Source organism: Pedobacter paludisoli, assembly GCF_052344095.1.
GTDB lineage: Bacteria > Bacteroidota > Bacteroidia > Sphingobacteriales > Sphingobacteriaceae > Pedobacter.
Map to the genome: position 1 here is coordinate 4,316,802 of NZ_CP179926.1, position 24,580 is coordinate 4,341,381.

The window sequence follows — 24,580 nt, forward strand, 5'->3', positions numbered from 1 at the left end:
CTCTTTAAACACAACACACAGTATATGAAAAATCTATTTTATTTAGCACTTATTGCAATGGGATTTGCAGGTGTTATGGCGCCAAGTATTGCCTCAGCTCAAAAGGATAGCACTAAAATGACTCAACAAGATAGTTTGAAAAAGGTTAAGATAGACGACGATAAAGGGCAGATAAGCAGTTCTTTGTTAACCTATAAAAAGGGACGATTTGTTGGGGGAATTACTATTACCCGAATTGATTGGGGCTTTGCCCGATTGATTGATAACGGAAGTTTTACCCTTTCGCCAACCAATGATTTCTTAGATTACAGGGGCTCGAAAACCAGTACATTCTCGTTTGATATCCTTCAGTTTGGATACCGTTTTAATCAAAATTTTAAAATCTATTTAGCAGGTGGTTTCGATTGGACATTAATTCGTTTAAGAAAAGATATTACCATGGATCGGAACTCTCCAACGCTTTCCTATACTACAGAAACAATCGATTTTGATAAAAATCGTTTCTCGAGCAGTTATGTACACTTGCCTTTAAATTTCGAATTCCGTACCAATAAAGATAGAAAAGGTAAACGCGTTTACTTTGTAGTAGGTCCTGAGGTTGCGTTTTTACTTGGTGGTAAGGTGAAACAAATTAGCGATGAGCGTGGAAAGCAAAAACAATATGATAACTACCATTTTCAACCGGCACGCGTAGGTGGTACATTTAGAGTTGGTTATTCGGGACTTGGCTTGTTTACCAAATACTATTTCAACGATATGTTTGATACTGCCGCACAAGCGGGATTAAAAAATATGAGCTTTGGTATAACCCTAGGCATCAATTAGCAAGCAACAACACACAAATAAAATTTCTCCTGTTTCGGAAACGAGACAGGATTTTTTGTTTTAACGTGCTTCTAAGAACATTCTAGGTGTTAAAATGATTAGATTGCTTTTTTTGTAGTCTTTAATATTTCGGGTGATGATGGCATCTATTCCGTTATGGTTTTCTGCTGAATAGTTTTGCAAAGCATCTTCAAAGTCGCTGACTTCTGAATCGATGGATTGTAAGATGGAGTTTTTGTCCATTGTAAGCACATCAAGAAAAGAGAGCAATTTTTTAAAATCGCTCATAATATTTTTATGCTCGAAGTGTTTTCTGAGTAAATAGTAGGAGTTTGCTAAAATTAAACCAGTTGTGAAACCTTTAACTTTTTTTCTTTCACAAATGGTTAAAATTCCAATTGAATCGATAAGAAAAGGTTCTCTTTGAAGAAAAAAATCGAGAAGGACGTCAGAATCAATTAGTACATTATCGAGTCTCATTGTCCCAGTATTTTTGATATTTTTCTTCCACTATTTTTTCCATTTCTTCTTTATAATCATAGTCTTTAGGTAAATCTACTTTTGGTCGATCCATAAGTAATGATTTCACAATTGGCGAAAGTTCTTCTTCCTCTTTTTCAGCTGAATTCTTTTTGGTAATCAGTTTTAAATAACTTTCAATAATGGCTGATAAACTTCTACCTTGTTCTGCTGCGTAGGCTTTTGCTTGCTTAATTACAGCATCGTCTATTGTTAAAGTTAGTTTTGTGTTAATACCTTAATGATACGAATTTCAAATGCACGTGCAAAATATCTTTAACTACACGTGTTTTTTGGTTTTTCGTTTTTAATTTTCAAAGCTTCTAATTTTAGTATCTTTATCCCGTGAGCAATACCTTAATCAGCGTTAAAAATTTAACGAAACAGTACAACGCAGAACAGCCCGGAGGCATAAAAAACATTAGTTTTGATATTAAAAGAGGCGATGTTGTAGCCATTATTGGTGAGAGCGGAAGCGGAAAGTCGACACTTTTAAAAACGATATTCGGCTTGTTAAAGCCCGATTTAGGCGAAGTCTATTTCGACGGTCTACGTGTAAAAGGACCCGATGAACAATTAATTCCGGGGCACAAGCAAATGAAAATGGTTACCCAAGATTTTTCATTGAATATTTACGCCAAAGTGTACGATAATATTGCATCGCAATTAAGTAATACCGATTTAAAAAACAAAAGCGAAAAGACTATTGAGATTATGGAGCATTTGCGGATTTCGCAGTTGCAAAATAAGAAGATTATTGAACTAAGCGGTGGAGAACAACAGCGTGTAGCCATTGCCCGTGCCATGGTGGCCGATACGCAAGTGCTCTTACTCGATGAACCTTTTAGTCAGGTAGATGCCTTGCTTAAAAATCAATTGCGTGCCGATATTAAAAATTTGGCTCAACAAACGGGAGTTACCGTAATTTTGGTTTCGCATGATCCTGCCGATGGTTTGTTCTTGGCCGACCAGCTTTTAATTGTTCGCAATGGCGAATTGCTCCAAACTGGAAAACCAAGCGATATTTATCAGCATCCTAAACACATTTATACCGCGCAAATTTTAAGCAATGCCGTGGTTTTGACTAAAGCAGAGGCAGAAAAAATTAACATCAAAACCGAAAAGGATTTCGTTGTTTTTTATCCCGAATGGGCCGAAATAACAAATGGCTGGAATAGTAGACGCTTTGAAGTGAGAGATGTATACTACAAAGGCTTTTACGACGAACTGCTGTTAGAACGAAACGGAGTGATGATTCGTGCTTTACAACTCAACAGAGGAGAGCATAAAAAAAACGACCACGTTCAACTGAACATTAGTCGTTTTTTAGCGTTTTAATTGTATTTATAATTCTTAAAAAGTTATAAGTATAGTTGTAATTTTTATGTTTTTTTGTGAAATTATAAGTATATTTATATTATGGATATGCCTGTAAGTGTTTTAAAAAGAGATAAATATATTTCTCAGATCTCTCCTTTTATCAATAAGAACGTAATTAAGGTTTTAACAGGACAACGTAGGGTGGAAAAGCTATTTGCTTTTTCAGCTTATAAATAAGATTGTTGAAGAGAACAAGCAGGCTAATATTATCTATATTAATAAAGAAGATTTACAGTTCGACTTTATTCAAAATGCAAAAGATTTGAATGAGTACGTTCTTTCTAAAATAAAAACAGATGCGCTGAATTATATCTTCATTGATGAAATACAGGATATTATTGATTTTGAAAAGGCATTGCGATCGCTTTTGCTTGATCAAAAAAATGACATCTACATCACCGGTAGTAACGCCAAAATGCTTTCTGGTGAATTGGCAACTTATTTAAGTGGACGCTACATTGAGTTTACGATTTATAGTTTGTCATATCCTGAGTTTTTGTTGTTTCATAAAATTGAGAACAATGATAAAAGCATGGAACATTATTTTAAGTATGGGGGCTTACCTTATCTTATTAATCTTGCTTTGAATGAACAAGCCTTTGAATACCTGAATAGTGTTTATACCACTATTTTATTTAGAGACGTGGTAGCAAGATACAGTTTAAGAAATAGTAATTTTCTAGAAAAATTGGTTCTTTTCTTAGCGGATAATATTGGTAGTTTATTTTCTGCAAAAAAAATTAGCGATTTCCTTAAATCTAAGCAAACAAATATAGCTCCTAATCAAATCCAAACCTATGCGAAGTATTTATCAAATGCATATATCATCCACGAGGTAGAACGGTATGATATTTTAGGGAAAAGAATTTTTGAAACAGGAAGTAAATTCTATTTTGAAAATACTGGAATAAGAAATGCCATTATCGGTTACAGACCACAAGATTTAGGTAAATTGCTTGAAAATGTGGTGTATAATCATCTTTTGTATTTAAGGTATACCGTAAAAGTGGGTACAATAACTAACCGGGAAATTGATTTTATTGCTAATCGTGATGGTGAATATATTTACGTTCAAGTAGCTTTAAAATTAGAGGAGGAAACTACAATTAAACGTGAATTTGAAAATCTGCTTCAAATTGACGACAATTATCCAAAATATGTGATTACAAATAGTGAATTTAATGGTAACACATATCAAGGAGTGCAACACATTTATATTCGCGATTTCTTACTCTGGGAAAAGTAAATGCAAAAAAACGACCACGTTCAACTGAACATTGGTCGTTTTTTAGAATTTTAAAATTGCTGTTTTTACCGAATTAAGTTATGTTTTCTGCGGCAACTAAAACAACTTTTATACGAGTTGTGCCTGTAGGTGGCGTGCCATAAAAATAAATACGTATATAACCTTCGAAGATGTCATAATCATAACTTATAGCTTGATTAGGAATTTGCGTATATCCAGAGGCATTTATTCCGTCGGTCGAAACATATACTAGAACGCCTTCATCCTGAACATTGATAAAGTCAATTTCATTGGCAACTAAATCAACATAATATGTATTTGTTTGTCCAGCTAACAACCTCCAACTATTTCCAGGTTTATCAAAAATGATTGTCCTGTTAGGAGTAGTTTGAATAATAGTTTCCTTTTTGCACGATGCCAAACCTAGTGTAGCAATGCAAAGCAATAAAAGTGTTAGTTTTTTCATGTGTGTTAAGATTTTGTTTGTGTGTGATGAATCTAATACAAAATAACTGCCAAAAATTTGCCACATTTGATTATTGCATTTAATTTATTGTAACGTGCTAATTACATTTGTATTATGAAGAGAGTACTATCGGTTTTGCCTTGGTTAATTTTGTTAATAGCGGCCTACTTATTTATTACGAAAAAGTTTACGATTAATACTACGGTTGAGAGCAAACATCAGCTGTTGGTAGAACGAATAGAGGCTATAGGTAAGTTGGAGTTGGTTCGTTACCAAATTAGCGATGTTTTAGAGCACAAACAAAAAACCGATTTCTTGCCTGAAGCTAGCGTACTTTTAATTGTCAAAGCAGAAGCCGTGGGGTGCATCGATTTAACAAAAATAATAACAGGCGATATTAAAATAATTGGCGATAGTGCTGTAGTAAATTTACCACAGCCCGAAATTTGCTATGTTAAAATCGATCATAAAAATTCACGTGTGTACGATACTAAAATGGCTTTTTTTAGAGAAGCTGCTTTGGTAGACGATGCCTATAAAGCAGCAGAACTTCAGGTGGGTAAAGAGGTTCGCAAATCGAGCATTTTAGCGCAAACCAAAAGCAATGCAGTGAATGTGTTAAAACCCATTATAGAAGGGCTTGGCTATAAAAAAGTAAGTTTTACTTTTCAATAGTAGTCTAAAGTCGGGAGAGCATATGCTTAATCTTTCAACTTCGGACTCCTGCCTCCTGACTTTCCAACTCCTGACTATTTTATAAAAAGTCTGCGCGATGTGGATTAAATACATCAATTAATAAACCTTCTTCAAGGCAAAGTACACCATGAAAAACATTTGAGGCTGCAAAAAATACATCGCCTTCATTTAAAACGCGATTACGATCGGCCATGCTTACTTCAAAGCTTCCTTTGGCTACGTAGCTCATTTGCAAGTGCGGGTGCTGGTGCACGGTACCAATGGCACCTTTTTCAAATTCAACTTTTACCAACATTAAATGCTCATCATACGCCATAATTTTACGGCGAATACCTTGACCTACTTCTTCCCAGCTTAAATCATTGTCGGCAACAAGTGCCTTTTCAGTTAAATCTTTATAGTTCATATGCTATATAAAACCCTAGAAACGGTCGAAATATTAACTGTTTCTAGGGTTGCTTAGTTTTTATCCAACAAAATTAAACTAAATATTCAAATAAAGTTTGATCTTGGTTTAGTTCAATAATATCAAATTTAAAATCTTTCATGCGTTGCAATAAGCTCGCATAATCGCTTTTATTCGTAAGTTCAATCCCCACCAATGCCGGACCATTTTCTTTATTGGTTTTTTTAATAAACTCGAAGCGTGTAATATCGTCATGTGGGCCTAAAACTTCGTTTACAAATAATTTTAAGGCTCCAGGTCTTTGCGGAAAACGAACAATGAAATAGTGTTTCAATCCTTCAAAAAGTAAGGATTTCTCTTTAATTTCTTGCATTCGTTCGATGTCGTTATTGCCGCCACTAATTACACACACTACATTTTTGCCAACAATTTGATCCTTTACTTGCTCTAAAGCCGCTACCGATAATGCTCCTGCAGGTTCAACAACAATAGCGTCTTCGTTGTACAGTTTTAAAATAGTGGTGCAAATTTGTCCTTCAGGAATTAGATACGTTGAACTAAGTAATTCTTTACAGTATTGGTAGGTAATCCAACCCATTCTTTTTACAGCGGCACCATCTACAAAGCGTTCTATTTTTTCAACAGTAATAGGTCCACCGTTTTTAAGTGCTTCGCTTAAGGATGGAGCACCCATTGGTTCTACACCAAAAATTTTAACATCGGGTTTAGCTGTTTGTAAATAAGCGCTTACGCCAGAAGCTAGTCCACCACCACCAACAGGTACAACAATAGCATCTAAGTCGGGTAAATCTTCTAGAATTTCCATTGCTACGGTTGCTTGTCCTTCAATGACTTTCATATCATCAAATGGAGGAATAAAAGTTGCAGACTTTTCTTCTGCATAAACTAATGCCTCTTTTAAGCAATCGTCAAAAGTATCGCCTACTAAAACAATTTCAATGTTATCGCCGCCAAACATGTTTACTTGTTTTATTTTTTGCTTTGGCGTTATTTCGGGCATAAAAATTACGCCTTTAATATTTAATTTTTTGCATGAATAGGCTACACCTTGTGCATGGTTACCTGCACTAGCGCACACAACTCCATTGGTTAATGCATCTAAAGGTAAAGAGCTAATTTTGTTGTATGCCCCGCGTAATTTATAGGAGCGTACAATCTGTAAATCTTCTCTTTTTAGGTAAATATTTGCCTTAAATCTCAAGGATAATCCAGCGTTAAATTCTAAGGGGGTTCGTTTTACGACATCCTTTAATCGAGCGTAGGCGGCATTAAAATCTAACGTTTCTTCTGCTATGCTATTCATAGTTTAGTTTTTTAAGGTTGTCTTTTAAATTTTTCTCTTCGATGGTATATCGCATGGAGGTTTAAAAGACATTTTTTAGAGGTTTGTTGTATCGCACAAGGGCGAATATCCTGTAGGGTTTAACCTCTTAAATTGTTGTTATCAAAGTATAAAAAGACATTTGCTAAGCGCGCAAAGAATAAATTACTTCATTCTTTGCGCTGCTCTTAAACGCTTATTCTTTGCTTTATGTTTTCAGTTTCTATGCTAAATGCAAGGCTACTAATTGATTTAAATCGGTGTCGTTTATCCCTTGTTTGCTGTCGGCTAAAATTAAAAATTGCTTATACACGACATCCAATTCATCTTTTTCTAATTGATGACCTAAACGCTCTAAATGATGTTTTAACGCATGGCGACCACTTCTCGCGGTTAATACAATCGTTGCATCTGGAAAACCTACATCCTCTGGTTTAATAATCTCGTAATTTTCTCGATTTTTTAAGAAACCATCCTGGTGAATTCCTGAGCTATGTGAGAATGCATTTCCACCTACAATTGCTTTATTTGGTTGTACAGGCATATTCATTTGATTGCGTACCATATGGCTCATTTCGTAAAAACGCGTAGTATCAATTTGCGTGTTTAACCCTAGCGATTTGTGTGTTTTTAAAATCATAACTACTTCTTCCATAGAAGTGTTTCCAGCACGCTCGCCAATACCGTTAATGGTACATTCTACCTGACGCGCACCGTTCTGTAAACCTGCAATTGAATTTGCGGTTGCCAAACCTAAATCATTGTGGCAATGCACTGAAATAATGGCGTTATCGATATTTTTTACATTTTCTTTCAAGAAAAGAATTTTCGAACCGTATTGGTCAGGTAAGCAATAGCCATTGGTATCTGGAATATTGACTACTGTAGCACCGGCAGCAATAACCGCTTCAACCATTTTAGCTAAAAATTCAATATCAGCACGGCCTGCATCTTCTGCATAAAATTCAACATCTTCTACATATTTTTTAGCGTATTTAACCGCTTCTACCGCACGCGCTAAAATATCCTCTCGAGTACTGTTAAATTTATGTTTAATATGGAAATCAGAAGCGCCAATACCTGTATGAATACGCGGTCTTTTAGCATAACGCAATGCATCGGCCGCTACGTCAATATCGTTTTTGTTGGCACGTGTTAAGGCACAAATAATAGGGTCGTTAACTGCTTTTGATAATTCGATAACGCTATTAAAATCACCTGGACTCGATACCGGAAAACCAGCTTCGATAACATCTACTCCTAAAAGCTCAAGCGATTTAGCGATTTCTACTTTTTGGTTTGTATCTAATTGACAACCTGGAACCTGCTCGCCATCGCGTAAGGTGGTGTCGAAAATAAAAACTTTGTTTTTGTCGTGAATCATAATCGTACGTTTAGGTGGTTAATAATTTTTTCGATAAGAATTTCAATACCAATTTTCCCATTTCGGCCGTGCCTAAAACTTTAAAGCGATTGGTATTTTGGTCGGCAATATCATTTGTTCTAAAACCTTCCTTTAATACCTCATCAATGGTATCAACAATCAATTTCGCTTCTTCTTTTAAGCCGAAACCAATTTCTAGCATCAAAGCTGCAGATAGGATAGAAGCAAAGGGATTCGCTAAATCTTTTCCTGCAATGTCGTGTGCAGAACCATGGATAGGTTCAAAGAAACCAGTACTTTCCCCTACCGATGCCGATGCCAACATGCCCATTGAACCTGCAATTTGCGAAGCCTCATCTGTTAAAATATCGCCGAATAAATTCGCGGTTAAAACAACGTCGAATTTCTTCGGATTCTTGATTAATTGCATAGCCGCATTATCAATAAACATATGTTCTGTTTCAACATCTGGATATTGTTTAGCAATTTCTTGAACGGTTTCGCGCCATAAGCGAGAACTCTCCAATACATTTGCTTTATCAACCGAACATAATCGTTTATTACGTTGTTGTGCTGCTTGAAAAGCTTTATGCGCAATGCGTTCTACTTCGTATTTGTGGTAAATCATTAAGTCAGAAGCAGTGGTTCTATCTTCTGAACGCGATTTTTCACCGAAATACACATCTCCAGTTAATTCGCGGAAGAATAAAATATCTGTGCCTTTTAAAATTTCAGGCTTGATGCTCGATGCATGTAGCAATTCATCAAACAATAAAATAGGACGTAAATTGGCAAATAAGCCAAGTTCTTTACGGATTTTTAGTAAACCTTGCTCGGGGCGAACTTTTAAACTAGGGTCGTTATCGTATAAAGCGTGACCAATGGCTCCAAAAAGAATGGCATCGCTTTTTCGTGCTTTTTCTAATGTTTCATCCGGTAGTGGATTTCCGGTTGCTTCGATACCGGCATGACCCATAAGTGCTTCATCAAAAGTGAATTCATGACCGAATGCTTCCGCAATTTGTTCTAAAACTGCTTTGCCCCAAGTAGTGACCTCTGGGCCAATACCATCGCCTGGGATTACTAAAATATTTTTTTTCATGTTGTTTAACTATGCGCTTTCAAATATGTTTTCGACGACTTTTACCTCGCCATTTTCTAATACTAATCTCTTTTCAATGCAGCTGGGTAGCTGTGCTTCGAAATGGCCTACATAAATCAGGGTCATTCCATTTTCGCTCAGTTCGTCTACCAGCTGATTAAAATAATGTGTTTGGTGTTCATCTAAACCTTGACATGGTTCATCTAGAATTAACAATTCTGGATTTTTGATGATGGTTCTCGCTAAAAGCGCCAAACGTTGTTTGCCTAAAGGAAGTACCTTTAGCAATTCGTTTTTATGTTCTGTAAGGTCAAAAAAGTCAATCAGGGCTTCCACTTGAGCTTTTTTTCTGCTCCAATGGTTTTAAACAAACCCGAGCTATCGAAAAAACCCGAAGCAATGCTTTGAAATACCGTAGCAGAAGGGTCGAAATACCAGTGCAGTTCTGGAGAAATTAAACCGATGTGTGATTTAATGTCCCAAATGCTTTCACCACTGCCCCTTTTATTTCCAAATAAATGAATGTCATTTGCATAAGCCTGTGGATGATCGCCATTTATTAAACTTAATAAAGTAGATTTACCCGAACCGTTATGTCCTTGCAAAAGCCATTTTTCGCCTGCTTTTACTTCCCAGTTCACGTTTTTTAAAACGCTTTTATCGCCATAGCGGATGGTAACATCTTTCATGGAAATAAAATTTTCTGTCACCGAAGCTGGTGCCTGGCTCAAGAAATAGGGGATGTGTTTTTTTTCCGTACGTGTAGGAAAGGGAAGTGTTCTTTTCGTTTCCGAAACATGTATTTTTCCTTCTCGTACCTCGGCATAGCGGTTAATGCTATCAGGTATGGAAACGCCATCGCCAATAAAAATATACTGTACACCTGCTGCTGCAATTTGATTGAGCAAGTGGTTTAAGTTTTTACGCGATGTGGCGTCTAATCCTGTATAAGGCTGGTCTAAAAGCAAAAGCTGTGGTTTTAACCAAAGCGCTTTTACCAATTGCATTTTTTTGTGTTCGCCGCTTGATAATTGAATCAATTGTGCCGGCAATAAATTGCTGAAATTAAGCGCAGCTAAAATTTCATCCAAATCGCCAAAAGAAAGGTTGTTTTCTTTTCCAAATGCAGTCAATTCCGATTGAACAGTATGGGTGCTGTGTGCTTGTTGGTGGTTGTAACGTTGTTGATAATAGAAGTTCGATTGGCCTTCTAAATCTTTAAATTGATACCAATTATCCACATATAAAGCTTTTGCAGGCAAAGTACTGTGCGGGTCGAAATGAATTGTAATTTCTCCCGAAAAAGGTACAAGTCCTACAATTGCTTTGGCTAAAGCCGTTTTTCCACTACCACTTAGACCTTGCAACAACCAATTTTCGTTCTTCTGGATGGTCCAATCCAATTCCGATAACACCACTTTGTGTTGGTATTTTAATGTTAAATTGGATATGTGGACGAAAGGTTGTGCCATTTTGGTTTTAGTTTTTATGCTTTAAATGCACGATTTTGTTCAAATTCTTCAATTAAATTCTTTTGATTTAGAATGAAATCAATATCATCGTACCCGTTCATAATGCAGGCTTTTTTATACGGATTAATGTCAAATGATTCTTTAGAACCAGTTGCGGTAATGGTAACGGTTTGATTTTCTAAATCCACGTCTAAAACCGCTTTTGCATCTTTTCCAACAGCTTCAAAAATTTCTGCTAAGAAACTATCGCTCGTTTGAATAGGCAACAAGCCATTGTTTAAGGCATTTCCTTTAAAAATATCGGCAAAGAAACTGCTAATTACCACATCGAAACCTGCATCTTGAATGGCCCAAGCAGCATGCTCGCGACTACTTCCACAACCAAAGTTTTTTCCTGCAACTAAAATTTGACCACTATACGTTGGGTTATTAAGCACAAACTCAGGCTTAGGCGTGTTGTCGCCATTGTAGCGCCAATCGCGAAACAAGTTTTCGCCAAAACCTTCACGGGTAGTCGCTTTTAAAAAACGCGCCGGAATAATTTGGTCGGTATCAATGTTCTCTATGTTTAAAGGCACCATTGCCGATGTTAATTTTGTGAACTTTTTCATTTTATCGTATCCAGTTGCAAGTGAAATACTTGCGTTATACTTTTTTTTATTCTATTAAATGCTTTTCCAAGCTTTTATTCTCAATCTTCTGTAATCCGCTACCCATTCGCCATTGATAAAGCAGCTCGGTTTTAAAAAGCTAACTGCTAAATTTTTGATGGCTTCTGTTTGCTCGTTATCTAAATTTTTAAAGGCGTGTGGTGCAAATTGACTAATCCAAACATACATGCCTTCATCGCCTTTTAAATGTGTTGGGCGGTCAAACAACCAAGCTTGTTCCACTTCAAAACCTAGCGATTCAAGCATCGATGTGTAGGTGCTAACCGATGGAAAAAACCAAAAGTTGGTTATCACTTTGTGCGCAAGATTTAACTGTTCAGCAGCAGCTCGGATAGCATCAACAATATGTTTCACATTTCCTTTACCGCCAAATTCGGCAACCAATCTTCCGCCAGGTTTTAAACTTAAAAATAAACCTTTAATCAAGGCCTCTTGGTTTTCAATCCAATGAAAGGTAGCATTGCTAAAAATGGCGTCAAACTCCTCTTTGTAAGAAAGTTTAGTTCCGTCCATTACCTCAAAGGATAGGTTGGGGTAGGTTGTTTTTGCCTCGGCAATCATATCAGCAGAGGCATCTGTTCCCAGAACATGAGCGCCACTTTCAGCAATTTGTGCTGCTAGTTGGCCTGTTCCACAGCCTACATCTAGAATATTTTCATCCGCCTTAGGGGCTAACCATTGTAACACATCCGCTCCGTAATCCGATACGAAGTGATGATGTTTGTCGTACAATTTTCCGTTCCAAGCTATCTCTGGCATAACAATTTTTTTTCGCTCCGTTCATGTGTAATCACGGAGCTTGCTTTCACGTATTTAATTCTTTTGCGCCTCCACAGCTACATAATGCTCTACAATTGGAAAAGGCTCATAAAAATGATGCAACAAGCTTTTCCAATTTTGGTATTCCGCTGATTTTCTAAAACCTTCGGTATGTGCTTCAAGCGTTTCCCAGTTTACCAGCAATATGTATTTTTCTGCTTGTTCAAGGCATTTCTTGAGCTCATGCGATACGTAACCTTCCATGGAAGAAATGATTTTTTGTGCTTCCTGAAAAGCGCTTTCAAAAGCATCGGATGAGCCTGTTTTTATCGTTAAGATGGCTACTTCTAAAATCATGTTTTATGTTCGTTTATTTCTGTTTTCAGTTTCGCTGCTTCATCTTAGTGGGTGTATTACGCCTCTTGAAGCATTTCTCTCACGTCCGTAATAACGCCGGTTACTGCTGCTGCTGCGGCCGTTAATGGGCTTACCAGCAAGGTGCGGGCATTTGGCCCTTGACGACCTTCGAAATTTCTATTAGAGGTTGATACACAATATTTTCCTGCAGGAATTTTATCCTCATTCATGCCCAAACATGCACTACAACCTGGTTCACGTAATTGGAAACCAGCTGCTTCAAACACTTTGTCTAAGCCTTCGGCAATGGCTTGCGCTTCAACTTGTTTAGAACCCGGAACAATCCATACTTCTACGTTGCCAGCCTTTTGTTTTCCTTTTACAAATTCGGCTACTGCACGTAAATCTTCAATACGTGAGTTTGTACAGCTTCCGATAAAAACATAATCAACAGGTTTACCAATTAAGCTTTCATCATCGGCAAAGCCCATGTAAGCCAAGGCTTTTTTATATGAAACTTGTTCACTAGCAGGCTGAGCGGCGGTAGTTGGAATGTGTTCAGCAATACCAATTCCCATACCAGGGTTTGTTCCGTAGGTAATCATCGGAGCAATATCTGCAGCATCATATGTTAATACCGCATCGTATGTAGCATCTTCATCGCTATAAAGCGTTTTCCAATACGCCAAAGCTTTGTCCCATTCTTCGCCTTTAGGCGCAAACTCTCTACCTTTAATATATTCAAAAGTGGTTTCATCTGGTGCAATTAAACCACCACGAGCACCCATTTCAATACTCATGTTGCAAACCGTCATACGTCCTTCCATACTTAAAGAACGAAATGCCGAACCTGCAAATTCCACAAAATAACCGGTACCACCAGCTGCAGAAATTTTAGAGATGATGTAAAGGATAATGTCTTTTGCCCCAACACCTTTTTGCAATTCTCCATTAACCTCAATTTTCATGGTTTTTGGTTTCGATTGTAACAAGCATTGTGTGGCAAAAACTTGCTCAACTTGCGAGGTTCCAATTCCAAAAGCAATGGCTCCAAAAGCACCATGTGTAGAAGTATGACTGTCGCCACACACCATGGTTTTACCTGGTAGAGTAATTCCTAACTCGGGGCCAATTACGTGTACAATACCTTGAAAAGGATGACCTAAGCCGTATAATTCGATACCGAATTCTGCACAGTTTTTGGTCAGCATGTCTACTTGATATCTCGAAAGTTCTTCCTTAATAGGTAAATGCTGATTCAAGGTTGGTACGTTGTGATCGGCAGTAGCAACCGTTTGGCTTGGACGCAATACCGATAATCCACGTTTACGTAAACCATCAAATGCTTGCGGCGAGGTTACTTCGTGAATTAAGTGCGTATCAATGTATAAAATATCAGGAAATCCCTCTTCACTTTTTACAACGTGTGCATCCCAAATTTTTTCTACTAACGTTTTTGACATTTTGTTTTTTTGTTTTGTTAGCCTTACAGGTCTTACAACCTGTAAGGTTTGATTTTGTATTTAAATATCCTAGTCGGATTATGCAGTTTTAATCGCTTTCATGGCTGTCATTGCTTTTCTTAATTCAGCACCAATTTGTTCTACTTGGTGCGTACGAATAGCGTGGTTTACATCAATTAGCGTTTTGTTATCAACAGCACCATCTTTACCATCGTTAAAGTTTTTACCCACTAAATCGGTATCTACTTTTTTCATGAAATCGGCTAATAAAGGTTTACATGCTTGGTCAAATAAATAGCAACCGTACTCAGCAGTATCCGAAATTACGCGGTTCATTTCAAATAATTTTTTACGCGCAATGGTGTTGGCAATAAGCGGTGTTTCGTGTAACGACTCGTAATATGCCGACTCCGGTTTAATACCCGCTTGTACCATTGTTTCAAAAGCCAATTCAACACCCGCACGTACAAAAGCAACCATTAAGGTATAGTTATCGAAATATTCTTGTTCGCCAATTTTCACATCCCCAGCAGGTGTTTTTTCAAAAGCAGTTTCGCCTGTTTCTGCTCTCCATGCTAATAAGTTTTTATCGCCATTAGCCCAATCTTCCATCATAATGCGGCTAAATTCGCCACTCATAATGTCGTCTTGGTGTTTTTGGAACAACGGACGCATAATGTCTTTTAACTCTTCTGAAACTTCGAACGCTTTAATTTTAGCCGGATTGCTTAAACGGTCCATCATGGCAGTAATACCACCTTGTTTTAAGGCTTCTGTAATTACTTCAACACCGTATTGAACCAATTTAGACGCATAACCAGCATCAATTCCTTTTTCAACCATTTTATCGAAAGAAAGGATAGAACCAGTTTGCAACAAACCACATAAAATAGTTTGCTCGCCCATTAAATCTGATTTTACTTCCGCTACGAATGATGATAATAAAACACCTGCTCTATGGCCACCAGTACCAGCACAGTATGCTTTCGCTTGCGCTAAACCTTTACCTTGAGGGTCGTTCTCAGGGTGAACAGCAATCAGAGTTGGAACCCCAAAACCACGTACATATTCTGCTCTAACTTCAGAACCCGGGCATTTTGGAGCCACCATAATTACGGTTAAATCTTTACGAATTTGTGTACCTTCTTCAACAATGTTAAAACCGTGCGAGTACGATAAAGTAGCGCCTTCTTTCATCAAAGGCATAACCGCTGCAACAACTGCAGTATGTTGTTTATCCGGAGTAAGGTTAATTACAACATCAGCCGAAGGAATTAACTCTTCGTATGTACCTACTTTAAAATTGTTGTCGGTAGCGTTTTTCCACGAATCTCTTTTGCCTTCAATTGCTTCTTTACGCAACGCGTAGCTTACATCTAAACCACTATCTCTTAAATTTAAACCTTGGTTTAAGCCCTGTGCACCACAGCCAACAATTACCAATTTTTTACCTTTAAGCGCATTTACACCGTCCAAAAATTCTGAACTGTCCATAAAATCGCATACGCCTAATTGGTTTAATTTTTCTCTAAGAGGTAATGTGTTAAAATAATTTGCCATTGTTTTTTGTTATTAATTTTTGGTTGATTCTGTTTTCTATTTCTTTTTTTTTGAAAAGCAATGTTCGGTGCTTTTCGGTTTATTTGTTCCCGCTTTTCCTTTTACTTCGCTGCGCTTTGTGTTCAGTCCAATCGGGTTTAAAAAGCAAAGCCAGTGTTTTATAGCAGCTTTTTCTGCGCAAGCGCATAACCAAAATGTAGGTTGTCATGCCCAATTGTGGTAGTTAAAATTTCTTCAATACTGTTTAGCTGCTCGCCATACGTAGCGGTAGCAAAAGGGTTCACATTGTTTAGCAGTCCCTTTTCGTAATCTGCTTGTATAGCTTTAATACTATCAATCGCTAAGGCTTTTAACTCGGCTAACTCTTGTTCGCTTACCACATACGTTGGTTTTGTGCCTCTTTGGTAGGCTTCGCTGTATTTTACTGAGGAACCATCTTTTAGAATGCCCGTTCTCACGTACGATAAAAGCTGCGTAGAGATAACAATGTGTCCAAAGTTCCAAATGATATTGTTATTAAAACCATCCGGAATTTTATTCAATTCTTCTAAGCTTAATTCATCTATCGCAGCTATAAAAGCTTTGCGTGTAGTTAATATAAAATCGAATACTTGGTTCATTTTTGCTTTTTTTAATCTCAAATTCTCTATTGAAAAAGAGCAGTTTTACATGGTGAAAATTTTACTGCCTTTTTCTAAAAATTCGTTTTCTATTAACTCTTCACCTGGTTCTTCAGCTTCAAATTCCTTTAATTTTTCGTGGAAACCAGCGCTGTCTTTAATGATTGAAACCCTTGCCGAGCGTACAAACTCAATTAAATTATAAGGTTCAAGTGCTTTCACTAGCGCATCGGTTTCCTCTTGGTGACCGGTTACAGCAAAAACAGTATAGTCTTTGCGAATAACCACGGCGCTTGCCCCATATTGACGTAATAAACGTTCAACCGTAACTTTTTCGGTAATTTCATCAGTTGATACTTTGTAAAGCGCCAGTTCTTGCCAAATTACCTCATCGTTTGTATTAAAATAAACTTTTAACACTTCAATTTGCTTTTCAATTTGACGTGCAAGCTTGCGCACAACCTCGTAACTTTCGTTAATTAAAATGTTGAAACGGTGAATTCCATCAATCTCAGAAGCAGAGGTGTTAAGGCTCTCAATGTTGATTTTTCTTTTCGAAAAGATAATGGCAATTCTATTTAATAAACCAATTCTATTTTCGGCATAAACCGTGATGGTAAACTCTTGTTTCCCTTCAAAGTTGATTTTTGGTTCTTTATATTCTAATGTATTTTCGGTGCTCATGATAAATTCTTTTAGCAGTGCTCGGTATTATTTCAATCTAATTTCACTTACGCTCATTCCTTGTGGAACCATCGGGAAAACGTTGTTTTCTCGGCCTACCATAACTTCCAATAAGTACGAACCTTCGTGGTTAATCATGGTTTCAAGTGCTTGTTTTAAGCTAGCACGTTCATCCACTTTAGCCGCTTCAATGTAGTACGATTTGGCTAATGCTACAAAATCCGGACTGGTGATGTTTACAAAAGAATAGCGTTTATCGTGGAAAAGTTGTTGCCACTGACGCACCATTCCTAAAAAGCGGTTGTTTAATATTAGAATTTTAACAGCGGCACCAAATTGCATAATGGTACCCAATTCTTGCGGGGTCATTTGGAAACCACCATCGCCAATAATGGCAATAACAGTTTTGTCAGGAGCACCATATTTAGCACCAATGGCAGCCGGTAAACCAAAGCCCATGGTCCCCAAACCGCCCGAGGTAATGTTGCTGCGGGTATTGTTAAATTTAGCGTAACGACAAGCAACCATTTGGTGTTGACCCACATCGGTTACAATTACGGCGTCGCCGCCACAAATTTCGTTGATGTTGCGTAATACCTCACCCATGGTCATTTCATCGCCCTCCGGATAAAGTTCTGGGGTAATTACCTGGTCTATTTCTTCTTGGTTGTACGATCTGAATTTGGCAATCCACTCGCTGTGATTGTTTGGGTTTACCAAGGCCGTTAATAATGGAAGGGTTTCTTTGCAATCGCCCCAAACGCCAACATCTGCTTTTACGTTTTTATCAATTTCAGCTGGGTCAATATCCAAGTGCACAATTTTAGCTTGTTTGGCATATTTGTCTAAACGACCTGTTACACGGTCATCGAAACGCATACCAATTGCAATAATTACGTCCGCTTCGTTTGTTAACACATTGGGGCCATAATTACCGTGCATGCCCAACATTCCAACATTTAAAGGATGTTCTGTTGGAATAGCGCCTTCGCCCATGATGGTCCATGCTGCAGGAATATTTGTTTTTTCAATGAAGGCTTTAAATTCGGCTTCAGCATTTCCTAAAATTACGCCCTGTCCAAACAAAACAAAGGGTTTTTTTGCCTCGTTAATTAAAGCAGCGGCTTGTTCAATATACTGTGGTCTAACTTTTGGTTTTGGGCGGTAACTGCGGATGTGGTTACACTTGATGTATGGAGCAAAATCCTCTACCTGTAACTGCGCATTTTTGGTAATGTCAATTAAAACCGGACCCGGTCTTCCACTTTTAGCAATGTAGAAAGCCTTGGCTAATACCTCTTGAATTTCCTTCGCATCGGTAACTTGGTAGTTCCATTTGGTAACGGGTGTGGTAATGTTAATTACGTCTGTTTCTTGGAAAGCATCGGTTCCTAGCAAATGCGCAAATACTTGTCCTGTGATACAAACAAGAGGTGTACTATCAATTTGGGCGTCCGCTAATCCTGTAACCAAGTTAGTTGCACCTGGTCCACTGGTAGCAAAGCATACACCTACTTTACCACTGGTTCTAGCAAAGCCTTGTGCCGCGTGAATTCCGCCTTGCTCATGGCGAACCAAGATATGCTCTAACTTATCAGAATAATCGTAAAGGGCGTCGTAAATGGGCATAATAGCACCACCTGGATAACCAAAAATAGTGGTTACTCCTTCTTCAATTAATCCATTTAATAAAGCCTGCGAGCCTGTTCCTTTAAAGGTTCCAGCTTCTTTACTCGGGCTTTCTGCTGTTACTGTTTCTTGTGCAGTTTCCATAATCTTTATTCTATGTTCGTTTTACCGAATTTGAATTATTGGTTTAAGTTTAGGTTTGCCTCTTTAATATGAGGAGGCATTTTTTTTTTCGGGTCGTATATAATTACATTAGTATTCGTCCGTAACACAGCCACTTGCTGCGTCTGATACGGTTTTAGCATATTTATATAAAACTCCTTTAGTAACTTTAAGTGGGGGTTGTACATATTTTTTTCTACGCTCTGCAATAACTTCTTCGCTCACTTGTAGGCTAATAATGTTATTGACTGCATCAATTAAAATTCTGTCTTCGTCTTCTACCAGGCCAATTAAGCCACCTTTATACGATTCAGGGGTGATGTGTCCTACTACGAAACCGTGTGTACCGCCGGAGAAACGACCATCGGTAATTAGGGCAACCGATTTACCTAAACCTGCTCCAATAATAGCCGATGTTGGTTTTAGCATTTCAGGCATACCAGGGGCGCCAACAGGTCCTGCATTTTTAATTACAATTACATCACCTGCTTTAACACGGCCGCTCGAAATACCCGCAATTAAATCGTGCTCACCGTCGAATACGCGTGCAGGTCCTTCAAATTTTTCACCTTCTTTACCGGAGATTTTCGCTACTGAACCTTTTTCGGCCAAGTTTCCATAAAGAATTTGCAAATGCCCGGTTGCTTTAATTGGTTCGCTTAATTTTTGGATGATCTTTTGGTCGTAATCCATAATCGATTTTACATCCGCTAAGTTTTCTGCAACGGTTTTTCCGGTTACCGTTAAGCAATCGCCATGTAATAAACCTTCGTTTAGTAAATATTTTAATACTGCTGGGATACCGCCATATTGGTGTAAGTCTTGCATTAAGTATTTACCGCTTGGTTTAAAGTCGGCTAAAACAGGTGTTTCATCACTCATACGTTGGAAATCGTCTTGAGTAACTTCTACACCGATGGCTTTACCCATGGCAATAAAATGCAATACGGCATTGGTACTTCCACCTAAAATGATGATAGAACGAATCGCATTTTCAAATGCTTTACGAGTCATAATATCACTAGGTTTAATATCCTTTTCTAATAAAATTTTGATGTATTTACCTGTGTCTAAACACTCTTGTTTTTTCTCAGGGCTTACCGCTGGATTGGAAGAAGAATACGGTAAACTCATTCCCAATGCTTCAATAGCTGATGCCATGGTGTTAGCTGTATACATACCACCGCAGGCACCCGCACCCGGACAAGTATGTTTTATAATTCCTTCATAATCTTCGTCAGAAAGATTTCCGCAAATCTTTTGACCCAATGCTTCAAATGCTGAAACTATATTTAATTCTTCGCCTTTATAGTGACCTGGCGCAATTGTACCACCATACACCATAATAGACGGACGGTTTAAGCGCGCCATTGCCATAATGGCTCCAGGCATATTTTTATCACAACCCGGAATTGAAATAATTCCATCGTAATATTGACCGCCACAAATGGTTTCGATACTATCGGCAATTACATCGCGGCTTACCAACGAGTAACGCATACCATCCGTACCGTTGCTCATACCGTCGCTAACACCAATGGTGTTAAAAATTAAACCGACCAAATCATTTTTCCAGACCCCTGCTTTTACATCTTTGGCAAGGTCGTTTAGGTGCATGTTGCAGGTGTTTCCATCATAACCCATACTTGCAATTCCTACTTGCGCTTTTGCCATATCGGCATCCGTTAAACCTATTCCGTAAAGCATGGCTTTTGCGGCTGGTTGGGTAGGGTCTTGGGTAAATGTTTTGCTGTACTTGTTTAATTCGCTCATTGTTTAAATTTGTGGTATTCTTGGTTTTGTTTAGTTGTATTAATTTTAAGGCAAAAAAAAACCGCCTCGTTTCGGAAGCGGTTTCGGTTATTGTATATTTTTTTATTATACGCAATGAAGTCCACTTCCTTCTTTGGAAATGACAATAATTAGGTTGCTAATAATGTTTGTGTTTAAAATCATGTTTCACAAACATACTAACTATTTGAAAAATCCAAAGAACTATTTCGTTAATTTTTTATACCGGTTTACATTCCGGTGGTTTGATTTATTATATGGTAAATCTTTATATAATCACTTCGTAATTTACTTTCTCCAGTACAAGGTTTTTGTATGCACGTTGAATGGTGTAACCGATTGATTCACTCCAAATAGAGCGATATACAATGTCATCAATTGAGGCAATGCCAGCAATTTCGGTTGCAGTTCCACATAAGAAAGCGCTATCTGCTGTTTTTAAATCGTCGATGGTTAAGTTTTTTTCAATGCATTCAATATCCAACACGTGGCATAACTCTTTTACGGTGGCGCGTGTAATGCCCGGTAAAATGTTGCCTACTGCTGGCGTATAAAGTTTTCCGTTTTTTTCGATGAAAATGTTGGCTCCCGAAGCTTCGGCTACAAAACCATTCTGGTCTAACAATAAAGCCTCGTCGTATCCTTTTATATTGGCTGCCGTGGTTGCTAAAATAGAGTTTACATAGTTGCCACTCAATTTGGCTTCCATGGGTGTCGATTTTGGATTAGGCCTTTCGTAATCTGATACGGTAAGTTTTAATAATTTGTTTCCTGAATAGGCATCCCAATCCCAAGCGCAAATCATGATAGATACGCCCGTTGGAGCATTCAATTTCATGTTTGGATGGCAAAATACCAAGGGACGGATATAAGCGTCTTTTAGTTTGTTTACTTGAAGAAGTTTATAGGTTTCTTTAATTAATTCTTCTTTATCCCAAGGAAAAGGAATGTTGGCTAATTCACACGAACGTTCCAAGCGCTCAAAGTGAGACGCTGCTTTGAAAATACGGTTACCATTATGCGTTTTGTAAGCTCGTATACCTTCAAAGGCTCCATAGCCATAATGAAGCGATTGGCCATATAAACTGGTGCTGCTTTCAGCTGCCCGTTTAAACTGTCCGTCTAAGTATATAATCGTGTTTGAATTGTAATAGTTCATAGTACACGTAATTTGTTATTTAAAAAAAAGCGTCTCGTTTATTTCCGGGACGCTTTAGTGTTTGTTAGTTTGATTTGTAATCTATTTTAACTGTGTCCGCTTCTTGTTAATTAAAACAGTAAGCAGCAGCAGGTTATGAGTTGCAGCAGTACGTACCATTACTAAGCTTGCTACCGCAGTAGTGCGTGTGATGAAAAAGATGTTTAAGGCTGTTGTCATTCTTTAAAAGTTTATAAATACCAATTTAGTTTTTGGTTCAGAAATATCCAAAGGAAATTGAAAAAAATAAAATTTGATACATAATTCTGTATTTTGTTTCTTTTGCGGAATTATGTTTTGTTTGCGGTGTTATTTAGTTATTTGTCGTGGTTTGTTGTAGACTAAATATCAAATCGGTATACGGTCTATTTATTATGCTTGCATTATAAATTTGTTAAATTTCGGCGTAAAATGAGCTGCGCTCTCAAAAAACTTGAAAAAATTGCCCTTTTTTAACGCTGAATTTATCTGGTGTTTTTTAAGTCTGATGATGGATGAACAATCTATGCAATAAGGTATATGGAAGGTTTGTATTTGCCACCAGATTAATATAGAGAAAGGACTGTGTTATTTTTTCTGGTACACAATAATAATCGTGAGGTCGTTATCTGGATTGGGTGCAATGCCGTGTGAGCTTCCGGGGCGGGTGAGGATAGCATCGCCGGGTTTGACCTCAAAGGTTTTGCCATTCATTTGCATTTTGCCTTTTCCGTCAAGCACATAATAGATTTCATCTTCCTTTTGCAAATGATAACCGATAGATGAACCGGGATGCAAAATTCTTTTTTTGAAAACCGTTTGAAGGTTTTTACTCTGGGTAAAAAAGTTAAAGCCCGTTGTTTCTCCACCACCTGCGTGGCTGCCGGGTTCTATTTTGGCTACATCGACATCGTTTTGCAGTATATATTTAGCGGTATCGATATTTTGGGCTTGTGCGATGAAAGAACTACAGGTAATAAAGCTGATGAGGGTGATGATTTTATACAGCATAGTTTGGATGTTTTAACTAGGTTTTAAATGTAGGCGTTTTGTTTGGTTTTAGCCAATAGCGAATGACCTTTGTTCTGTAAACCTGATTGCAGCGAACAGGAAGCTTGTTTTGCAAGCGAGTAAAGCGGAAAGCAGGGCTAATGGTCCGATTTGCACTTTCCTTACATTTTCATGAAAAAAGAGCTTAAATAATATTGTTTTAGATTTGAATTCCAATTGAATAATATTAGCTTTGCACAAAAAAAATTGATACATGAGCGTTTTAGTAAATAAAGATTCTAAGGTTATCGTTCAGGGTTTTACCGGAAACGAAGGAACTTACCACGCAGAGCAGATGCTAGCATATGGTACAAACGTAGTTGGTGGTGTTACGCCTGGCAAAGGTGGGCAATTACATTTAGATAAGCCTGTTTTTAATACTGTTAAAGATGCCGTTGATAAGACGGGTGCAAATGTATCTATCATTTTTGTGCCACCAGCTTTTGCTGCTGATGCAATTATGGAAGCTGCCGAAGGTGGTATTAAAGTGATTGTATGTATTACTGAAGGTATCCCTACGAAGGATATGATTTTAGTGAAAGAATATATTACTGGTCGTGATGTGACGTTAATTGGTCCAAACTGCCCAGGTATTATTACTGCTGATGAGGCTAAAATTGGTATCATGCCAGGTTTTATCTTCAAAAAAGGTAATGTAGGTGTTGTTTCTAAATCAGGTACCTTAACGTACGAAGCTGTAGATCAAGTTGTGAAAGCTGGTTTAGGTATTACCACTGCTATTGGTATTGGTGGCGACCCGATTATTGGTACGCCAACTGTTGAAGCTGTTAAATTATTAATGAACGACCCTGAAACACACGGTATCATCATGATTGGTGAAATTGGTGGTGGAATGGAAGCTGAAGCTGCTCGTTGGATTAAAGAACACGGTACTAAGCCTGTTGTTGGTTTCATCGCTGGTCAAACTGCGCCTCCGGGACGTAGAATGGGTCACGCAGGTGCAATTGTAGGTGGTGCTGATGATACTGCCGCAGCTAAAATGAAAATTATGGCTGAGTGCGGTATTCGTGTGGTAGAAAGTCCAGCTGAAATTGGTGCTGCAATGGCTGAAGAATTAGCAAAATAAACATTCAAAATATACAGGAAAGCGTTTCGATTACAATCGAAGCGCTTTTTTTTTGCATCAAGATTGGTATATATTTTTGAAACCAAATGAACAAAGCATTCGTATATTGTACTATTGAGGCAGTGAAAACTTAAAGTTAGGATGATGAAAAATTTGATAAATAAACTTATTTTGGTATCGGTTGTTGTTTTTGTATGTGGCTTAACGGCATGTGCACAAAAACAAGAAAAACAAGCGACTAAAGAAAAAAGTGTTGAACCCATTATAGCAAAGAAAAAAATGGAATGGAATAAATTAACTCCCGAAGAGGAACGCGTAATTGTAAATAAAGGAACAGAATATCCGGGTACCGGAAAGTACGAGCATACAACAGAAAAGGGAACATATATTTGCCGTCGTTGCAATGCCCCACTTTATCGCTCAGAAACTAAATTTGATGCACATTGTGGATGGCCAGCCTTTGATGATGAAATTAAAGGGGCGGTAAAGCGAATTCCTGACCCAGACGGAATGCGTACCGAAATTGTGTGTGCTAACTGTGGAGGACATTTAGGGCACGTATTTTTAGGAGAAGGTTTTACTAAAAAGGATACACGTCATTGCGTAAATTCAATTTCAATGAGTTTTATTCCAGACGAGAAATAGGTGGATGTAGTGTGGTTAGGTAAAGGCGTACGACATAGGTTGTGCGCCTTTTTTTTGTGTGAATAAGCGAGCAGTGGCGGTAGTCAA

The 24,580-nt window shown here is 37.8% G+C and carries 26 protein-coding genes; 6 read left to right on the top strand and 20 right to left on the bottom strand.

Annotated elements, in window-relative coordinates; genetic code table 11:
• The first annotated feature begins 24 nt into the window (after positions 1–24).
• The gene (locus ACJVDK_RS17770; RefSeq protein ID WP_443938005.1) at positions 25–825 is read left to right on the top strand and encodes an outer membrane beta-barrel protein; all 801 of its coding nucleotides are present in this window, start codon (positions 25–27) and stop codon (positions 823–825) included.
• Between the two features lie 60 nt (positions 826–885).
• Here ACJVDK_RS17770 and ACJVDK_RS17775 read toward each other — a convergent pair whose 3' ends face one another.
• Complete coding sequence (locus ACJVDK_RS17775) at positions 886–1,305, bottom strand: PIN domain-containing protein (protein WP_443938006.1); 420 nt, start codon at positions 1,303–1,305, stop codon at positions 886–888.
• Positions 1,292–1,579, bottom strand: coding sequence for a DUF6364 family protein (locus tag ACJVDK_RS17780; RefSeq protein WP_443940066.1), 288 nt, complete (start codon positions 1,577–1,579; stop codon positions 1,292–1,294). The genes ACJVDK_RS17775 and ACJVDK_RS17780 overlap by 14 nt, the downstream gene beginning before the upstream one ends.
• 110 nt (positions 1,580–1,689) lie before the next feature.
• Between ACJVDK_RS17780 and ACJVDK_RS17785 the strand changes: the two genes are divergently transcribed.
• Positions 1,690–2,682, top strand: coding sequence for an ABC transporter ATP-binding protein (locus tag ACJVDK_RS17785; RefSeq protein ID WP_443938007.1), 993 nt, complete (start codon positions 1,690–1,692; stop codon positions 2,680–2,682).
• Between the two features lie 196 nt (positions 2,683–2,878).
• Positions 2,879–3,970: an ATP-binding protein gene (locus tag ACJVDK_RS17790; protein ID WP_443938008.1), complete on the top strand. Its 1,092-nt coding sequence runs from the start codon at positions 2,879–2,881 to the stop codon at positions 3,968–3,970.
• A 73-nt stretch (positions 3,971–4,043) separates the two neighbouring features.
• On the opposite strand, the gene ACJVDK_RS17795 is transcribed toward ACJVDK_RS17790, so the two are convergent.
• Positions 4,044–4,436: a hypothetical protein gene (locus ACJVDK_RS17795; RefSeq protein ID WP_443938009.1), complete on the bottom strand. Its 393-nt coding sequence runs from the start codon at positions 4,434–4,436 to the stop codon at positions 4,044–4,046.
• Positions 4,437–4,550: 114 nt separating this feature from the next.
• On the opposite strand from ACJVDK_RS17795, the gene ACJVDK_RS17800 reads away from it, so the two are divergent.
• The gene (locus ACJVDK_RS17800) at positions 4,551–5,111 is read left to right on the top strand and encodes a DUF4230 domain-containing protein (protein WP_443938010.1); all 561 of its coding nucleotides are present in this window, start codon (positions 4,551–4,553) and stop codon (positions 5,109–5,111) included.
• Positions 5,112–5,190: 79 nt separating this feature from the next.
• On the opposite strand, the gene ACJVDK_RS17805 is transcribed toward ACJVDK_RS17800, so the two are convergent.
• The 17 genes from ACJVDK_RS17805 to ACJVDK_RS17885 all read right to left on the bottom strand — a co-directional run bounded on the left by ACJVDK_RS17805 (position 5,191) and on the right by ACJVDK_RS17885 (position 22,722).
• Entirely contained in the window at positions 5,191–5,538 is a 348-nt protein-coding gene (locus ACJVDK_RS17805) for a cupin domain-containing protein (protein ID WP_443938011.1), read from the bottom strand.
• 73 nt (positions 5,539–5,611) lie between these two features.
• On the bottom strand, positions 5,612–6,862 hold the full coding sequence (ilvA, locus tag ACJVDK_RS17810; protein WP_443938012.1) for a threonine ammonia-lyase IlvA: 1,251 nt from the start codon (positions 6,860–6,862) through the stop codon (positions 5,612–5,614).
• 241 nt (positions 6,863–7,103) lie between these two features.
• Complete coding sequence (locus ACJVDK_RS17815; RefSeq protein WP_443938013.1) at positions 7,104–8,264, bottom strand: 2-isopropylmalate synthase; 1,161 nt, start codon at positions 8,262–8,264, stop codon at positions 7,104–7,106.
• A 10-nt stretch (positions 8,265–8,274) separates the two neighbouring features.
• The gene (gene leuB / locus ACJVDK_RS17820) at positions 8,275–9,366 is read right to left on the bottom strand and encodes a 3-isopropylmalate dehydrogenase (RefSeq protein ID WP_443938014.1); all 1,092 of its coding nucleotides are present in this window, start codon (positions 9,364–9,366) and stop codon (positions 8,275–8,277) included.
• Positions 9,367–9,375: 9 nt separating this feature from the next.
• Positions 9,376–9,702 (bottom strand): hypothetical protein, encoded by a 327-nt coding sequence (locus ACJVDK_RS17825; RefSeq protein ID WP_443938015.1) that lies wholly within the window; start codon positions 9,700–9,702, stop codon positions 9,376–9,378.
• Positions 9,690–10,838, bottom strand: coding sequence for an ATP-binding cassette domain-containing protein (locus ACJVDK_RS17830; RefSeq protein ID WP_443938016.1), 1,149 nt, complete (start codon positions 10,836–10,838; stop codon positions 9,690–9,692). Before ACJVDK_RS17830 ends, ACJVDK_RS17825 begins: the two co-directional genes overlap by 13 nt.
• 14 nt (positions 10,839–10,852) lie before the next feature.
• The gene (gene leuD / locus ACJVDK_RS17835; protein WP_443938017.1) at positions 10,853–11,449 is read right to left on the bottom strand and encodes a 3-isopropylmalate dehydratase small subunit; all 597 of its coding nucleotides are present in this window, start codon (positions 11,447–11,449) and stop codon (positions 10,853–10,855) included.
• Between the two features lie 54 nt (positions 11,450–11,503).
• Positions 11,504–12,268 (bottom strand): class I SAM-dependent methyltransferase, encoded by a 765-nt coding sequence (locus ACJVDK_RS17840; protein WP_443938018.1) that lies wholly within the window; start codon positions 12,266–12,268, stop codon positions 11,504–11,506.
• A 54-nt stretch (positions 12,269–12,322) separates the two neighbouring features.
• Positions 12,323–12,625 carry an antibiotic biosynthesis monooxygenase family protein gene (locus tag ACJVDK_RS17845; RefSeq protein WP_443938019.1) on the bottom strand — a complete coding sequence of 101 codons (303 nt, stop codon included), beginning with the start codon at positions 12,623–12,625 and terminating at the stop codon, positions 12,323–12,325.
• A gap of 56 nt (positions 12,626–12,681) precedes the next feature.
• Complete coding sequence (gene leuC / locus ACJVDK_RS17850; RefSeq protein WP_443938020.1) at positions 12,682–14,088, bottom strand: 3-isopropylmalate dehydratase large subunit; 1,407 nt, start codon at positions 14,086–14,088, stop codon at positions 12,682–12,684.
• Between the two features lie 78 nt (positions 14,089–14,166).
• Positions 14,167–15,648, bottom strand: a complete 1,482-nt coding sequence (gene ilvC, locus ACJVDK_RS17855) for a ketol-acid reductoisomerase (protein WP_443938021.1) — start codon at positions 15,646–15,648, stop codon at positions 14,167–14,169.
• A 158-nt stretch (positions 15,649–15,806) separates the two neighbouring features.
• On the bottom strand, positions 15,807–16,268 hold the full coding sequence (locus ACJVDK_RS17860; protein WP_443938022.1) for a DinB family protein: 462 nt from the start codon (positions 16,266–16,268) through the stop codon (positions 15,807–15,809).
• Positions 16,269–16,313: 45 nt separating this feature from the next.
• Positions 16,314–16,952, bottom strand: a complete 639-nt coding sequence (gene ilvN, locus ACJVDK_RS17865; RefSeq protein ID WP_443938023.1) for an acetolactate synthase small subunit — start codon at positions 16,950–16,952, stop codon at positions 16,314–16,316.
• A 27-nt stretch (positions 16,953–16,979) separates the two neighbouring features.
• On the bottom strand, positions 16,980–18,725 hold the full coding sequence (gene ilvB, locus ACJVDK_RS17870) for a biosynthetic-type acetolactate synthase large subunit (RefSeq protein WP_443938024.1): 1,746 nt from the start codon (positions 18,723–18,725) through the stop codon (positions 16,980–16,982).
• A gap of 108 nt (positions 18,726–18,833) precedes the next feature.
• Positions 18,834–20,516, bottom strand: coding sequence for a dihydroxy-acid dehydratase (gene ilvD / locus ACJVDK_RS17875; protein ID WP_443938025.1), 1,683 nt, complete (start codon positions 20,514–20,516; stop codon positions 18,834–18,836).
• Between the two features lie 286 nt (positions 20,517–20,802).
• Positions 20,803–21,693, bottom strand: coding sequence for a branched-chain-amino-acid transaminase (gene ilvE / locus ACJVDK_RS17880; RefSeq protein ID WP_443938026.1), 891 nt, complete (start codon positions 21,691–21,693; stop codon positions 20,803–20,805).
• 606 nt (positions 21,694–22,299) lie between these two features.
• Complete coding sequence (locus tag ACJVDK_RS17885; protein WP_443938027.1) at positions 22,300–22,722, bottom strand: cupin domain-containing protein; 423 nt, start codon at positions 22,720–22,722, stop codon at positions 22,300–22,302.
• Between the two features lie 253 nt (positions 22,723–22,975).
• Between ACJVDK_RS17885 and sucD the strand changes: the two genes are divergently transcribed.
• Positions 22,976–23,848 (top strand): succinate--CoA ligase subunit alpha, encoded by an 873-nt coding sequence (gene sucD, locus ACJVDK_RS17890; protein WP_443938028.1) that lies wholly within the window; start codon positions 22,976–22,978, stop codon positions 23,846–23,848.
• Between the two features lie 144 nt (positions 23,849–23,992).
• Positions 23,993–24,493: a methionine-R-sulfoxide reductase gene (locus ACJVDK_RS17895; RefSeq protein ID WP_443938029.1), complete on the top strand. Its 501-nt coding sequence runs from the start codon at positions 23,993–23,995 to the stop codon at positions 24,491–24,493.
• The last annotated feature ends 87 nt before the right edge of the window (positions 24,494–24,580 follow it).

Excerpts from the sequence above, each read along its gene's own strand:
- ACJVDK_RS17770 (WP_443938005.1), top strand. The coding sequence starts at position 25 with ATGAAAAATCTATTTTATTTAGCACTTATTGCAATGGGATTTGCAGGT.
- ilvE (WP_443938026.1), bottom strand. The coding sequence starts at position 21,693 with ATGAACTATTACAATTCAAACACGATTATATACTTAGACGGACAGTTT.
- ilvN (WP_443938023.1), bottom strand. The coding sequence starts at position 16,952 with ATGAGCACCGAAAATACATTAGAATATAAAGAACCAAAAATCAACTTT.
- sucD (WP_443938028.1), top strand. The coding sequence starts at position 22,976 with ATGAGCGTTTTAGTAAATAAAGATTCTAAGGTTATCGTTCAGGGTTTT.
- ACJVDK_RS17885 (WP_443938027.1), bottom strand. The coding sequence starts at position 22,722 with ATGCTGTATAAAATCATCACCCTCATCAGCTTTATTACCTGTAGTTCT.
- ACJVDK_RS17805 (WP_443938011.1), bottom strand. The coding sequence starts at position 5,538 with ATGAACTATAAAGATTTAACTGAAAAGGCACTTGTTGCCGACAATGAT.
- ACJVDK_RS17860 (WP_443938022.1), bottom strand. The coding sequence starts at position 16,268 with ATGAACCAAGTATTCGATTTTATATTAACTACACGCAAAGCTTTTATA.
- ilvB (WP_443938024.1), bottom strand. The coding sequence starts at position 18,725 with ATGGAAACTGCACAAGAAACAGTAACAGCAGAAAGCCCGAGTAAAGAA.
- ilvC (WP_443938021.1), bottom strand. The coding sequence starts at position 15,648 with ATGGCAAATTATTTTAACACATTACCTCTTAGAGAAAAATTAAACCAA.
- ACJVDK_RS17815 (WP_443938013.1), bottom strand. The coding sequence starts at position 8,264 with ATGATTCACGACAAAAACAAAGTTTTTATTTTCGACACCACCTTACGC.
- ACJVDK_RS17795 (WP_443938009.1), bottom strand. The coding sequence starts at position 4,436 with ATGAAAAAACTAACACTTTTATTGCTTTGCATTGCTACACTAGGTTTG.
- ACJVDK_RS17895 (WP_443938029.1), top strand. The coding sequence starts at position 23,993 with ATGAAAAATTTGATAAATAAACTTATTTTGGTATCGGTTGTTGTTTTT.
- leuB (WP_443938014.1), bottom strand. The coding sequence starts at position 9,366 with ATGAAAAAAAATATTTTAGTAATCCCAGGCGATGGTATTGGCCCAGAG.
- ACJVDK_RS17840 (WP_443938018.1), bottom strand. The coding sequence starts at position 12,268 with ATGCCAGAGATAGCTTGGAACGGAAAATTGTACGACAAACATCATCAC.
- ilvA (WP_443938012.1), bottom strand. The coding sequence starts at position 6,862 with ATGAATAGCATAGCAGAAGAAACGTTAGATTTTAATGCCGCCTACGCT.
- ACJVDK_RS17830 (WP_443938016.1), bottom strand. The coding sequence starts at position 10,838 with ATGGCACAACCTTTCGTCCACATATCCAATTTAACATTAAAATACCAA.
- ACJVDK_RS17800 (WP_443938010.1), top strand. The coding sequence starts at position 4,551 with ATGAAGAGAGTACTATCGGTTTTGCCTTGGTTAATTTTGTTAATAGCG.
- leuC (WP_443938020.1), bottom strand. The coding sequence starts at position 14,088 with ATGTCAAAAACGTTAGTAGAAAAAATTTGGGATGCACACGTTGTAAAA.
- ACJVDK_RS17845 (WP_443938019.1), bottom strand. The coding sequence starts at position 12,625 with ATGATTTTAGAAGTAGCCATCTTAACGATAAAAACAGGCTCATCCGAT.
- ilvD (WP_443938025.1), bottom strand. The coding sequence starts at position 20,516 with ATGAGCGAATTAAACAAGTACAGCAAAACATTTACCCAAGACCCTACC.
- ACJVDK_RS17775 (WP_443938006.1), bottom strand. The coding sequence starts at position 1,305 with ATGAGACTCGATAATGTACTAATTGATTCTGACGTCCTTCTCGATTTT.
- leuD (WP_443938017.1), bottom strand. The coding sequence starts at position 11,449 with ATGAAAAAGTTCACAAAATTAACATCGGCAATGGTGCCTTTAAACATA.